15 protein-coding genes and 1 tRNA gene are annotated in these 13,542 nt (G+C 39.0%); 9 read left to right on the forward strand and 7 right to left on the reverse strand.

All coding sequences use genetic code 11. The features are described 5' to 3' along the window. The first annotated feature begins 227 nt into the window (after positions 1-227). On the forward strand, positions 228-1,601 hold the full coding sequence (gene gnd, locus QUE86_RS15445) for an NADP-dependent phosphogluconate dehydrogenase (protein ID WP_130051563.1): 1,374 nt from the start codon (positions 228-230) through the stop codon (positions 1,599-1,601). A 60-nt stretch (positions 1,602-1,661) separates the two neighbouring features. Here the strand turns inward: gnd and ansA are convergent, their stop codons facing one another. Together ansA and sppA are read right to left on the reverse strand one after the other, a co-directional pair. Further along, positions 1,662-2,672 carry an asparaginase gene (gene ansA / locus QUE86_RS15450; protein WP_054561413.1) on the reverse strand — a complete coding sequence of 337 codons (1,011 nt, stop codon included), beginning with the start codon at positions 2,670-2,672 and terminating at the stop codon, positions 1,662-1,664. A gap of 59 nt (positions 2,673-2,731) precedes the next feature. Then, a complete protein-coding gene (gene sppA, locus QUE86_RS15455; RefSeq protein ID WP_286258273.1) occupies positions 2,732-4,597 on the reverse strand; it encodes a signal peptide peptidase SppA in 1,866 nt (621 codons plus the stop codon). A 199-nt stretch (positions 4,598-4,796) separates the two neighbouring features. On the opposite strand from sppA, the gene QUE86_RS15460 reads away from it, so the two are divergent. The 7 genes from QUE86_RS15460 (at position 4,797) to bamJ (ending at position 10,038) form a co-directional block, all read left to right on the forward strand. After that, positions 4,797-6,758 carry an oxidoreductase gene (locus QUE86_RS15460; RefSeq protein WP_256854433.1) on the forward strand — a complete coding sequence of 654 codons (1,962 nt, stop codon included), beginning with the start codon at positions 4,797-4,799 and terminating at the stop codon, positions 6,756-6,758. A 64-nt stretch (positions 6,759-6,822) separates the two neighbouring features. After that, complete coding sequence (locus QUE86_RS15465) at positions 6,823-7,530, forward strand: HvfX family Cu-binding RiPP maturation protein (protein WP_372799654.1); 708 nt, start codon at positions 6,823-6,825, stop codon at positions 7,528-7,530. 63 nt (positions 7,531-7,593) lie between these two features. Next, positions 7,594-8,142: an NAD(P)H nitroreductase gene (locus QUE86_RS15470; RefSeq protein ID WP_286258276.1), complete on the forward strand. Its 549-nt coding sequence runs from the start codon at positions 7,594-7,596 to the stop codon at positions 8,140-8,142. 199 nt (positions 8,143-8,341) lie between these two features. Next, positions 8,342-8,719: a hypothetical protein gene (locus QUE86_RS15475; protein ID WP_250661967.1), complete on the forward strand. Its 378-nt coding sequence runs from the start codon at positions 8,342-8,344 to the stop codon at positions 8,717-8,719. An 83-nt stretch (positions 8,720-8,802) separates the two neighbouring features. Then, a tRNA-Ser gene (locus QUE86_RS15480) sits at positions 8,803-8,893 on the forward strand. A 52-nt stretch (positions 8,894-8,945) separates the two neighbouring features. Beyond that, positions 8,946-9,347, forward strand: a complete 402-nt coding sequence (locus QUE86_RS15485; protein ID WP_130051557.1) for a hypothetical protein — start codon at positions 8,946-8,948, stop codon at positions 9,345-9,347. A 73-nt stretch (positions 9,348-9,420) separates the two neighbouring features. Beyond that, positions 9,421-10,038, forward strand: coding sequence for a BamJ family beta-barrel-assembly machinery protein (bamJ, locus tag QUE86_RS15490; protein WP_130051556.1), 618 nt, complete (start codon positions 9,421-9,423; stop codon positions 10,036-10,038). A 226-nt stretch (positions 10,039-10,264) separates the two neighbouring features. On the opposite strand, the gene fur is transcribed toward bamJ, so the two are convergent. From fur to QUE86_RS15515, 5 genes are all read right to left on the reverse strand, one after another. Further along, on the reverse strand, positions 10,265-10,708 hold the full coding sequence (gene fur / locus QUE86_RS15495; protein WP_130051555.1) for a ferric iron uptake transcriptional regulator: 444 nt from the start codon (positions 10,706-10,708) through the stop codon (positions 10,265-10,267). Between the two features lie 190 nt (positions 10,709-10,898). Continuing rightward, entirely contained in the window at positions 10,899-11,426 is a 528-nt protein-coding gene (fldA, locus tag QUE86_RS15500; protein ID WP_130051554.1) for a flavodoxin FldA, read from the reverse strand. A gap of 14 nt (positions 11,427-11,440) precedes the next feature. Continuing rightward, positions 11,441-11,719 carry a LexA regulated protein gene (ybfE, locus tag QUE86_RS15505; protein ID WP_004586673.1) on the reverse strand — a complete coding sequence of 93 codons (279 nt, stop codon included), beginning with the start codon at positions 11,717-11,719 and terminating at the stop codon, positions 11,441-11,443. Between the two features lie 2 nt (positions 11,720-11,721). Further along, positions 11,722-11,943, reverse strand: coding sequence for a DUF2788 domain-containing protein (locus tag QUE86_RS15510; RefSeq protein WP_036968243.1), 222 nt, complete (start codon positions 11,941-11,943; stop codon positions 11,722-11,724). Between the two features lie 99 nt (positions 11,944-12,042). Then, on the reverse strand, positions 12,043-12,807 hold the full coding sequence (locus tag QUE86_RS15515; protein WP_130051553.1) for an alpha/beta fold hydrolase: 765 nt from the start codon (positions 12,805-12,807) through the stop codon (positions 12,043-12,045). Positions 12,808-12,938: 131 nt separating this feature from the next. On the opposite strand from QUE86_RS15515, the gene seqA reads away from it, so the two are divergent. Further along, the gene (gene seqA, locus QUE86_RS15520; protein ID WP_286258280.1) at positions 12,939-13,541 is read left to right on the forward strand and encodes a replication initiation negative regulator SeqA; all 603 of its coding nucleotides are present in this window, start codon (positions 12,939-12,941) and stop codon (positions 13,539-13,541) included. Position 13,542: the final 1 nt, after the last annotated feature.

Below are 13,542 nucleotides of genomic sequence, written 5' to 3' on the forward strand. Positions count from 1 at the left end.
GACACCGGTGTCAGGTAGCGTCAATACACATACCTTTTTAAAGGGTATTATAAAAATCTGGTCCGATGCCTTAGTAATTTTGATATACTGAGCGAAACGTCGCTTCATGATTTCTTAGATTTCTCTCAAGTTGGCTCTCAAGCTCGCATTTTTGGGCTGCTTGGGTATAATGCGCGCGTAATTATTTTGATTAACTAACCAATAGTTGTTACCGAGGAGGACACTAAATGCAAGTTGCATTAGTAGGGTTAGGCGTTATGGGTAAAAATCTTGCCCTCAACCTGATTGAAAAAGGGCTGACTTTAGTAGCTTATGATAAAAACCCAGATGCGGGTGCCGAGTTACTAAGCTGTGCAAAAACACTCGGTTTAGCAGACCGTTTACACATTGTGTCAGATTTAAATGATATGGTAAGACGCTTAGAGCCACCTCGTTCAATTCTACTTTTAGTTCCTGCTGGTGAATTGGTTGATAAAGTATGTACAGAGCTTGCAGAGGCAGGCGTTGACTGTGATGACATTATCGTAGATTGCGGCAACAGTAACTATAAAGATGGTATTAGCCGTAAGCTTAAATATCAAAACAAATTTGAATTTGCCACTATGGGGATTTCTGGTGGTGCTGAGGGCGCACGTCATGGTCCAGCTATGATGGCAAGTGGTTCAGAAGGCGGCTGGGAGCGTGTTGAGCCGTGGTTTGAAAAAGTAGCTGCAAGCTACAAAGGTGAGTCATGCTTTGCGCGAGTAGGCCAATCTGCAAGTGGCCACTTTGTGAAAATGGTACATAACGGTATCGAATATGCGTTAATGCAATTAATCGCTGAAATGTATCAACTACTTCGCTTAGGTACTAATCGTTCACCAAAAGAAGTTGCTGATATTTTCAATGAATGGTCAGAGGGAACTTTAAATAGCTACTTGCTGTCAATCTCTAGCCATATCTTAAGCCTTGAAACAACTGAAGGTGAACCTCTAGTTGATTTAATCGACAATAAGGTTGGCGCTAAAGGCACAGGCCTATGGACTGCACAAAATGCTTTAGAACTGGGTATTGCAGTACCATCATTAGTCGCAGCTGTGCAAGCTCGTCACTTAACAAATACTTGTGATACACATGCAGCTAAAGAAATGACTTACGCTGCTAAATCAACTGACTCAGTTGACTTAGATTTGGATGAGTTAAAAGATGCATTCACACTGGCAAGTTTACTTGCTTATCGTCAAGGCTTGGCACTTATCAAAGGTGCATCACGTGCTCATCAATGGAAAGTTGACCTTTCGAAAACGCTACAAACATGGCGTGCAGGTTGTATCATCCGTGCTGATTACTTAGATAATGTAGCTGATGGTGTAGAGTTTATTGATTCTATGCAGCGTGAATCAGCAGCATTACGAAAAGTAACAGGTGCTGCAGTTGCTTCGGGTCTTGCTTTCCCTGTGTTAACAGCAACGCAAACTTACATCGCGACGTTAACTACACCAAGTAATGGTCACCTTGTACAAGCACAACGTGACTATTTTGGCGAACATGGTATTAAAACGCATAGTGGCGAGATATGCCATTTAACAGACTTAGTTGAGATTGACGAAAAAGTTCGTTAATTATCAAAAAGCGTAAAAAAGGCACCAATTGGTGCCTTTTTTGTATTTGATGATTTTATTTTAACGGCTTAACTCACCACGTAAATTGTCTTGCATCAAGTGACGAATAGTTTCAACCTCAAGCTTTTGGCTGAATAAGTAATGTAATTTAGTCAAACAGGCTTCTAATGTCATATCGTAGCCACTGATGACACCACAATTTAATAATGCATTACCTGTTGCATAACCGCCCATATTTACTTGGCCTTTTAAACACTGTGTTAAATTAACTATTACCATACCGCGTTTACTTGCGTCATTAAGTATATCTAAAAACGCTGGATCTTGTGGGGCATTGCCCACACCAAAACTTAATAAAACAAGTGCTTTAATGTCGTCATTAACTAAACTTTTCACGACTTTTGGACTGATCCCGGGATATAGATAAAGCACACCAATTGGCTGAGGTGTGATATTTGATACCTGTAGTTCATTATCTACGTATGGGCTAAGTTGACCTTTGATCAGTTGAATATTGATTCCTGAAAGTGCTAGTGGTTCAAGATTAGGTGAAGCAAATGCATCAAAGCCATCGGCATGCGCTTTTGTAGCACGGTTACCACGAAACAATTGGTTATTGAAAAATAGGCTTACTTCTGCAATAGGATAATTAGCTGCTAAGTACATCGCATTTAGTAAGTTCACTTGGCCATCAGAACGCAGTTGAGATAGCGGTATTTGCGAGCCAGTCACAATTACAGGTTTCGTTAAGTTTTCGAACATAAAAGACAGGGCCGAAGCAGTATATGCCATGGTATCGGTACCATGTAGCACTACAAAACCATCATAGTCTTGGTATTTACTTTTGATATCGTCAGCGATTAATTGCCAGTGGGCAGGGGACATATCAGAAGAATCAATAAGCGGGCAATATTCGTGAATATCAAACAAAGGCATTTCATCACGATTAAACTCTGCATTATTGACCACTGTTTCTGTTAAAAAACCTTCTGCCGGAACATAGCCTCGGCTCGATTTTTTCATACCAATAGTACCACCTGTATAGGCGATATATATACGTTTACGTTTCATAAAAAAAGCCCAGTTAAACAACTGGGCTTAGTATACCTAAAATTGCTTTGCTAAGTAACTTATTGAATTACGTTACATACTAAACAACGAGCGTAAACGCCTTGAGGATCGTTATAATCTTTTAGGTTATCAATTTCACTACTTAACTGATTTATTAGGCTTTGTAAGTTAGCTTGCGTAGCCAATACTGATGTAGATGAATCAGATTTAGCAAAGAAACTCTGAATAGCCGCTGTGCCTAAGATATCTTGTAGCATCTGCTCTTGTGGTGTTAATGACTGTTTGATGGTTTTAACATCATAATGCTTAAGCTTAGCAAGCTCAGCTGCTGCTTTAATTGCATCTTGTTTATCACCTAACTTATCAACTAAACCAAGGTCTTTTGCTTGAGTTGCAATCCATACACGGCCTTGGGCAATTTTATCAACTTGTTCAGGGGTCATGTTACGTGCTTCAGCCACCACATTTAGAAAGCGTTTGTATGCATTTTCAACGCTCATTTGAATGATATCTGACATTTTCTCATCAAGAGGGCGAGCTATAGAAAAACCAGCAAGGTCCGTTGTTGCAACGCCGTCTGAATAAATACCCAATTCAGCCATGGTGTTTTCAAAAGTCATGAAAGTACCGAATACACCGATTGAACCTGTGATTGTGCTAGGAGCAGCCCAAATTTCATTGGCTGCTGATGCAATCCAGTACCCACCTGATGCTGCCACTGAGCTCATTGATGCAATTACTGGTTTACCTGCTGCTTTTAGAGCTAATACTTCAGCGCGGATCACTTCAGAGGCGAACATGCTACCACCACCTGAGTCAATACGAAGTACAACAGCTTTTACTTTGTCATCTAGGCGTGCTTTACGAAGTAGGGCAGCTGTCGAATCACCGCCAATTTCACCGGCTTTGCGCTCGCCATCTACAATCGTTCCTTTAGCAACAACAACGGCAACTTTTTCAGTGATTGGGTTATCGAACTCAACGGGTGGTTTTACAAGTGATAAATACTCACGAAAGCTAACCTGTTTAAAAGTTTTACCCGTTTCTTCTGCACCCACTAACTCAATAAGTTGTTGGCGAATTTGTTGTGATGTTTTTAAAGAATCAACCCATTGATTATTTAACGCATACTGACCTGAGTTACCGTCAACTGCTTGCATTTTTGTTAGATATACTTCCATATCCTCATCAAAATTGCTTTCATCGAATGGACGACTCGCTGAAACATCAGTTTTATACTCGTTCCAAAGAGCTGTTAACCAGACACGGTTAGCTTCTTTTGCTGCATCTGACATGTCATTACGAATAAACGGTTCTACAGCTGATTTATAAGTACCAACACGGAAGATATGTTGAGTTACTTTTAATTTCTCAAGGGCATCTTTGAAGTAAAGCGGGAACATGCCGTAACCTTCAATGCTAACACCGCCATATGGGTGCATTGATACTTCATTAGCATGGGCAGCAATATAATATTGTGCTTGTGTGTAGTAGTAACCTGTAGCAATAACTTGTTTTCCAGCAGCTTTAAATGCATCAATTGCTTTGGTTATCTGTTTTAGCTTATTGATGTGCGCGCTAGGCATTTTTTGCAGGTCAAGTAGCATTACAGTGATGCGATCATCTTTGGTCGCTTCGTTGATCACTTCAACAACATCATCAAGAAGGATCTCTGATGGTGCTTCTTTGCCCATTGTTGCATCGTTGATAGCTGCTTCTACAGGATCAACATAGGTTTTTTCTTCAACAATTGGGCCGTTTAAGTTTAGGCGTAGCACGGTTCCATCTGCTACCTTTACTTGGTCTTCTTCACCAGTGATGGCAACAAAGAAGAAAATTACTAGTAATAAAAATAATATGTTTAGGACCAAACGGCGGGAAAAATTAATCCCGGTCCAAATGCCTTTAAATATCTTTGCTAGCAAAATAAATCCTTAATTCAGTACAGCTTAGTAGTGAACTTATCTTAGCTTAGAATAACTTTAAAATTAACTGTTAAATAGTAACAGAGTGTTTAAAACCACAATTTGCTACAGATTAATTAATAGCGAAAAGTTGATTATTCTAAGTTATTGCCGCAGAATCTATTTATAATAGAGGTTCGACCAGTTAACGGGGCACACAATGTTAGAACAAAAATTACAATTACCGCATACCGAACTTCGTAATCGTTTGGTTATGGGCTCAATGCACACTGGCTTAGAAGAAGGCTGGCATAACCGTAAACGCTTACGTGCATTTTACGAAGCACGTGCCAAAGGTGGCACGGGTTTGATAATTACAGGGGGCTATAGCCCTAATTTACGCGGTAAGCTCTCACCATTCGCATCAACATTTAATTCATTTTATGATGTGATTAAACACAAAGCTTATACAGAAGCCGTACATCAACATGGCGGTAAAATTTGCTTACAATTATTGCATGCAGGTCGCTACGCATATCATCCATTTAATCAAGCGCCAAGTGCAATTCAAGCTCCTATTAATCCTTATAAACCTAATGAGATGTCGTTAGGGTCAATTAAAAAGACCATAAAAGACTTTGCACACTCAGCAAAACTAGCTGAAAAAGCAGGCTATGATGGTGTTGAAATCATGGGTTCTGAAGGTTATTTAATTAATGAGTTTATGGCTAACCACACCAATAAAAGAACAGACAAGTATGGTGGTAGTTTAGAAAATCGAATGCGCTTAGCTTTGGATATAGTTAAAGCGGTGCGCGCTAAAGTGAGTCAAAAATTTATTATAGTATTTCGCTTGTCAGTGATGGATTTAATTCCTAATGGATCAACGCCCGATGAAGTAAAACAACAGGCTTTAGCTCTTGAACAAGCAGGTGTCGATATTTTTAATACCGGTATAGGTTGGCATGAAGCCCGTGTACCAACCATCGCAAGTATGGTACCACCGGGGGCATTTAAAGAAGCATCAAAACGCTTAAAAGATACGGTATCAGTGCCTGTTATCGCGGTTAACCGCATTAATACACCAGAAATTGCTAATGGTATTTTAGCGGCGGGTGAGTCAGATTTAATTTCGATGGCACGTCCTTTATTAGCGGACCCTGATTTTTTCAATAAGTACGTTAATAATAAAGCTGAGCAAATCAATATTTGTATCGGTTGTAATCAGGGCTGTTTAGACCATGTGTTTAAAAACAAACGTGCAACTTGTTTGGTTAATCCACAAGCGGCTTTTGAATTAGATTACAGTTTAGAAAAAGCAAAATTTTCACGATTAGTCCTGGTTGTTGGTGCAGGCCCCGCTGGCCTTGCTGCAAGTTGTTACCTAGCAGAGAAAGGTCACAAGGTGACCTTAATTGAACGTAAAGAGCAAATGGGTGGTCAGTTTAACTTAGCAATGCAAGTGCCAGGTAAAGAAGACTTTAACCATACACTTAATTATTTCACTAATGAACTAAAGCGGTTGAATGTAGATTTACAGCTTGGTACTGACTTTACTGATGATATGCTTAATCAATACGATGATGTGGTGTTTGCAACGGGCGTACGTCCGCGTGAAGCCAAAATCGAATGTGGAGATGGGAAACGCGTATTTGCTTATGATGAAGTTATTCGTGGTGAAGTCGAACTTGGTGAGAAAATTGCTATTCTTGGTGCCGGAGGTATAGGCTTTGATATGGTTGCCTTTTTAAGTGAGCATAAAGGGCAAACCATAGAGCAGTTCAAAACTCAATGGGGCATTGAATGTGAAGCTGCACCTGATAAAGACAACCGCCAAATATACATGCTTAAGCGCAGTGCAGGGCGTTTTGGTAGTGAGCTTGGTAAAACGACAGGTTGGATCCATCGTCAAGTTGCTAAACAGCACGATGTAAAACAAATTGCTGAGTGTCAGTACATAAGCTTTGATGAAAAAGGTTTAAAAATTACTGTTAAAGGTGAAGAACAAATCTTAGATGTAGATACCGTGATTGCTTGTATTGGTCAGGTTTCAAATACTGAAACTTTTGAAAAAGAAACTGAAAACGCCAAAGTACACGTAATTGGAGGAGCCAAGCTTGCTGCAGCCATTGATGCAAAACGTGCAATTTTTGAAGCATTACAAGTTGCTCGTAAAATATAATTGAAAGTAAACTAGAAAACTCGCGGTCTGTGTGATTAATAAAATTAGTCACGAGACCGCTATGTTGAACACACACCTTCGACCTTTATACAACCGCATCTTAAACAACTTTCAGTTTTTAGATGGACTACCCAGCCTTTTAATTCGCTTAATTTTAGCTCCAGTGATGATAATTGCAGGTTTTAATAAACTTGCCTTAAGTGGTGATGTCACTCACTTCCACCAATACTTTTTAGCATCCAATGATATTGTTGCATGGTTTGGCAATAACGAATGGGGCTTAGGCCTGCCAATGCCCTCCGTACTAGCATTTTTAGCGGCATGGACAGAATTTTTAGGGGGGATATTTCTTTTATTAGGTTTATTTACCCGCTTAACCGCAATTCCTTTGATGATCACTATGGTTGTTGCAGCGACTACAGTACACGCTAGTAATGGCTGGTTTGCTGTAACCCCCACAGATGCAAGCACTAGCCCAGCAAGAGTTCTCAATTGGCTTTCAATACCAGGTAGTGAAGCCAGTTTGGTTAATTCAGATGAAGCAAGTGAGAGATTGACTAAAATGCGCGAGTTGCTAGAGACTCATGGTTATACAGAATACCTTTATGAAAAAGGGAAACCTGTGATCTTAAATAATGGGATTGAATTTTCCGCAATTTACTTTGTTATGCTGTTAAGTTTATTTTTTGTAGGTGGCGGTCGTTACGTTAGTTTAGATTATTGGTTAACTAGAAAAGTACCGAATAGCTTTATTGCTAATAAAGATAAATGATAAGCTAGAGTTATATTGCCTCTACTTGATAGGGGCCTTGTCTTAAGCTTTTACGGAACATTCATGGACGCTTTAACGCTATTACAAACTCGACAATCAGACCCTCGCCTTGTAGCACCAGGGCCTACGGCAGAACAACTTGAAATTATTAAGCGCGCAGCTATCAAAGTCCCAGATCATGGCTGTATTGCTCCTTGGCGGTTTATTGTTGTAGAGGGGGATGCTCGGAATAAATTGGGTGAAATCTATCACCAAGCTGCTGTTGCTGAAAAACAGGATCAAAGAACGATTGATCGAGCAAAAGAATTACCGCTGCGTTCACCTATGATGATAATTGCTATTGCAGATGTAGCAGAAAGCCCAAAAGTGCCTCGGATTGAGCAAGTGCAAAGTGCAGGATGTAGTGTTCTTGCAATGCAACAAGCTGCGTTTGCACAAGGTTTAGGAGGTATTTGGCGCACAGGCTATTTTGCACAGAGTCCAGCAGTGAAAGCAGCACTTGGCTGTAAAGAAGAAGATGAAATTGTTGGTTACCTATATTTGGGCACGCCAGAAGTAGATATCAAAAAGCCAATTAGACACAAGCCAGAGACGTTTTTTGAGAATTTATAAATAGTAGGAACTTTTATACAGTTAAGCAGTCAGACACTATTAAGCTTACTTATGTTAGTTTTTTCAGATTTAGCTTAGCTGTAAGAAGCGCACGGATGCAAAAAACGAAATAATTCTTCTTCAGTGTGTTTTTTAATCGGTTATTTTTTGTTAACGTATGGATGGTCTTAAAAAAATAACGATAAAGAAGACGAGAACAATGGGAAACTTATTTTTACGTGAAAAAGAAAATTGGTTCGCTTGGTCAATTTGGGGCATAATTGGTGCTGTAGTCACTTTCTTTGTTGCTATGGCGACTAATCAACCTCATTATCTAGGCTTGTCTGCAGTAGTTATATTACTCTTCCTTACATGGTGGATGCAAAGCACTAAACGTTTCGATTTTGGTCGCGCCTTTAAAATATGTTGTTATGTTTTAACGCTCACTTGTTTACCGGCATTCGTGTTAGTCATCATACCTAGTTATAACCTAAATAAAATTGATGTGATTGTCCAAGGCTCTGGATTTGCACTTGTCAGCCTAATTGTTTGCCTGGTGTGCTCTTTAATTGCAAAACGCCCGAAGCAGTATTATTGATAGTTATAGATTTTAGTTTTTTAAAGTTTTTTACAATTAAGGCTTTACAACGTACGCAGTAAACACTATTATGCGCGCCGTACGGAGAGATGGCAGAGTGGTCGAATGCACCGGTCTTGAAAACCGGCAGGGGTTTGTAGCCCCTCTAGGGTTCAAATCCCTATCTCTCCACCATTATTTAGAAAAACCGCCTACAGGGCGGTTTTTTGCTATCTGGAGATAAGTAATGTCAACAAGCGAGTCTTCTTTTACACCAATACGTTTTGTAAAACATGTTTTACTTTGGTGTATCTTTTCTTATTTTTATCACAGCGGAATCAACGTACTCGTTGCCATGGCCCATGATGCACAACCTGATTACGGATTATTATCTTCAATAGCTTATGGAATAGGCTTTAATGTATTAGTTGGTCATCTCATTGGTAAATACGACAAACACTGGCCTACTATCGCAGCCTTTGTAATTTCTTCGATAGGGCTTATTGTTGTGCCTTTAATCATGTTAGGCAAAGAGGGCTTAATGAGTGGCTTTTTTATTGCATCGATGATCGCCACTTTACCAGTTGCGACTTTCGTTATTGATAAAATAAAGCTGCGAATTAGTGCAAACACTGAGCAAACGCAGTAAAACTAGGCGATATTCGTTGTTTTTTTATGTTAGTATGACCACGTCTTTTAACTAAATAAACGTGAATTAAAACATGTCAGATAATTTTACAACAGACGCTGAAAAAGCAAGTTACGGTATTGGTTTACAAATGGGTGAGCAATTAAAGGCGAATCCATTTGAAGGTTTAAACTTAAACTCTGTATTTGAAGGTATGAAAGACGCATACACTGGTAACGATTTCCAAGTTGAAATCCCAGCAATTCAAGCAGCATTTGAGAAAATCAACGCTGAGATCCAAGCTCGTCGTGAAGAAGAAGCTAAAGTTCTTGCAGCTGAAGGTATTGCATTCTTAGAAGAAAATGCAAAACGTCCTGAAGTAACAGTAACTGAGTCAGGTCTTCAATATGAAGTACTTACTGCAGGCGACGGTGAAAAGCCAACTGCAGATTCAACTATCCGTGCACATTACCACGGTACACTAATCAATGGTACAGTATTTGATAGCTCATATGAGCGTGGTCAACCAGCTGAGTTCCCTGTGGGCGGTGTAATCAAAGGTTGGACTGAAGCGGTACAAATGATGGGTACTGGTTCTAAGTGGCGTTTATACGTACCACACGAACTTGCTTACGGTGAGCGCGGTGCTGGTGCGGCAATCGCTCCTTTCTCAACGCTAATCTTTGACGTTGAGCTATTAGATATCATCTAATTGATTTCTAATACTACTCGTAATAATACTTGGTCATTTTAAGGGTTAAATCTATCGCTAACTGCGTTAAATTTCTCATTTAGAACAACTAAATAATGATTTTTTGCCTGTTATCAACGATGTTTTTATTGCCTCAAAATAGATTACTTAATTAAACGAGTTGCTATTCAGACATAAAAAAACCTGCTTCTAAGCAGGTTTTTTTATGTCTGAATTTAATACTCAATTAGCTATTTGATTCAGCGAATTCTTTACACGCAGCAGTGTCTTCACATTCACCGTATAGGTAAAGAGAGTGGTTTGTTAGTTTGATGCCATTCTCTTTGGCGATCTCTTCTTGACGACGTTCGATAGTGTCGTCTTCAAACTCAACAACCTTACCACATTTAAGGCAAACTAAATGATCATGGTGAGTGCTACCCGATAATTCAAATACTGATTTTCCGCCTTCGAAGTGGTGGCGAGATACAATACCTGCATCATCAAATTGATTTAGAACACGGTAGACAGTTGCAAGACCAATCTCTTCGCCTTTGTCTAAAAGAATTTTATAGACATCTTCAGCGCTGATGTGTTGGTTGTCTGGAGATTGTAAAATCTCTAAAATTTTAATACGAGGCAGTGTTACTTTTAACCCTGCTTTTTTTAATTCCAAGTTGTGATCAGTCATTCAATCTGTCTCAATTTTATTTAGTTTTACTAGGCATCATTAAGATGCACACGACACATTAGCAACTGTTAGAATAACGTGCCTAGTTACTAAGTGCAAAGAACAATTCGTCTTGTTGCAGTTTTTTTGAACAAAAATGAACTGGTTGTGCATCTTTACATCAGCTAGTAAATGCGAGTAGTACTTGTTATTAATCAGCAAGTTCTGCTAAACACATTTCTTCATAAACCTGAGCACACCAGTCTTTAACACGCTTTTCTGTAAGTTCTGGTTGACGGTCTTCATCAATACCTAAGCCAACAAAATTGCTGTCATCTATAAGAGCTTTTGATGCTTCAAAGTCATAACCTTCTGTAGACCAATGACCAACAACGATTGCACCACGCTCAGTTACGATATCGTTGATCATACCCATTGCATCTAAGAAGTATTCAGCATAGTCTTCTTGGTCACCGCAGCCGAAGATAGCTACTAGTTTACCTTCAAAGTCAACTTCTTCTAATTCAGGGAAGAAGTCATCCCAGTCACATTGAGCTTCACCGTAGTACCAAGTTGGAATACCGAATAACAATAAATCGAATTCAGCAATCTCTTCTTTTGAACTTTTTGCAATGTCATGAACTGCAACTAGCTTTTTACCTAATTCCTTTTGAATCATTTTAGCTACGTGTTCAGTATTGCCTGTGTCACTTCCGAAAAAAATACCTACGCTTGACATGGATTTAAAACCTTCTATCTATCAATAGCCAATCTTTCTTGTAAAATTGTTTCAATCAACGCGCTACGGCTAATATTCTGCGCATCTGCCATATCGCTTAATGCTTGATATAACTGTGATGAAACCTTAAATTCTACACGCTTTAAACCACGTGCTTTATCTCGCTTTATTTGATTACGTTTATTTACTTTTAATTGCATGTCACGAGGTAGGGGATTCGTTTTAGGTCTACCTGGACGTTTTTCGTATTCAAATAAATCGGGTGTTGTTCTATCTGTTTCTGACTTTGCCATGTCTAGCCCACACCTGCGCCTTGCCAGAAGACTTGAATAAGCCCTTTCGCTATAAACCCAGAACAGCCTAAAAATAGCACTAACCAAACGATGTATCGGCCAAATCGTGGTACATCACCTTTTTTAAGGACATCTTGAATTGCCATTCCAATAAAAAAGAAAATACCAGCTAAGCCAAAATACAACCCTAAGGTATCAAATTCGTTAATTAACTGACTGACCATCAACGTATAAACCTTTAAATTAAACGGCGCGTACTATAGCACAAAAATTTGTAATAATTTAGTGCGCACGATCAAAAACAGCGAATTTTATCAGCGCAATTATTGTGCTAAAAAATCACTGATTGCTTTATTAACGGCAAGTGGTTTTTGCGCATGTAGCCAATGACCTGCACCATGAATAATTTTTGCTTTAGCATTAGGAAATAAAGCCATAATTGCGGGTCGATGCTCAGCTAAAATGTAATCTGAATCATTACCTTTGATGAACAAAGTATCACATAAACAAGAATCATTTTCACCAACTCGCGCTAAAATATTTTCATACTGCTGATATAAAACCGCTAAATTAAAGCGCCATTGGTATTTGCCTTCGTCATTCTTAGCAAAACTTTTCAATAAAAACTGACGGACACCCATCTCATCAATGTGTTTTGCAAGAATCTCATCAGCGGCTTTTCTATCAGCTACATTTGACTCTGCCACCTCATTGAGGCCTGAAAAAATAGCGCTATGACGGGGGGCATTGGCAACAGGAGAAATGTCTAACACCACAAGTTTATCGATGAGCGACGGATGATTAAGTGCTAATTGCATGGCAACTTTACCACCCATTGAATGCCCAATGATGTGAGCCTTACTTATATTTAAATGTTTTAGTAATTCACTAACATCATTAGCCATTGCGTGATAATTCATTGTATCACTGTGAAAAGATCTACCGTGGTTACGTAAATCAATATTGGTAACCCGGTAATTTTCAGCTAAGGCTTTTGCAATTACATTGAGGTTTTCAAGCGAGCCAAACAAACCATGGATCAATACAACGTCTGAACCTTGACCCAATTGTTGGTAGTTTAATAGCATTTTCAACTCCTAATTTTAATGGCAGTATTTTGCCTAGTGAAATTACAAAATGCAAAACATAGAGAATTGCTGCGAGCTTAGGTATAATCATTGAGAACTTTTAAAATGTGACCCGTAAAGACAGGAATAACATGAAAAAAATCGACATAGACGACGAGTTATATCAATACATTGCAAGCAACACGCAAAGTATTGGTGAAAGTGCATCAACCATTTTACGTCGTTTATTAAACCTCTCTGATGGCGCCAATGCCCCAGTTGAAACAACTACTAAAACTGAACAAGAACCTCCAGTTGTTGAAGTAAAAGAAGAAGCAAAACAAGAATCAAGTCTCGAACCAAGCGACGAAAATGTTGACGATGCTGCTGGAACTGTCACAGCATCGACACAAGTGAAAGGTAATGTGTTTAATGTATTAAACAAAGAAGAGCTAGCAATGCAAAAAGGTGTTGTTGGTCGATTCTTATTTATACTTGCTGCTTTATACAGAACGCATAAGAAAGATTTTGCTAACGTACTTGAAATTAAAGGCCGTGACCGTGTTTATTTTGCTACAAGCAAAGAAGCACTTCTTGAAAGCGGTAGCAGCATGAATCCAAAAAATATCACTGATACTGAGTATTGGGTGATGACAAATTCAAATACAACCAGAAAAAAAATGATGCTTCACGAAGTGGCACTGTGCTTAGGCTATAGCGCGGATGAAGCAGAAAAAATTCGTGATTACTTATAAT

The organism is Pseudoalteromonas apostichopi (assembly GCF_030297135.1).
GTDB classification, from domain to species: Bacteria; Pseudomonadota; Gammaproteobacteria; order Enterobacterales; family Alteromonadaceae; genus Pseudoalteromonas; species Pseudoalteromonas apostichopi.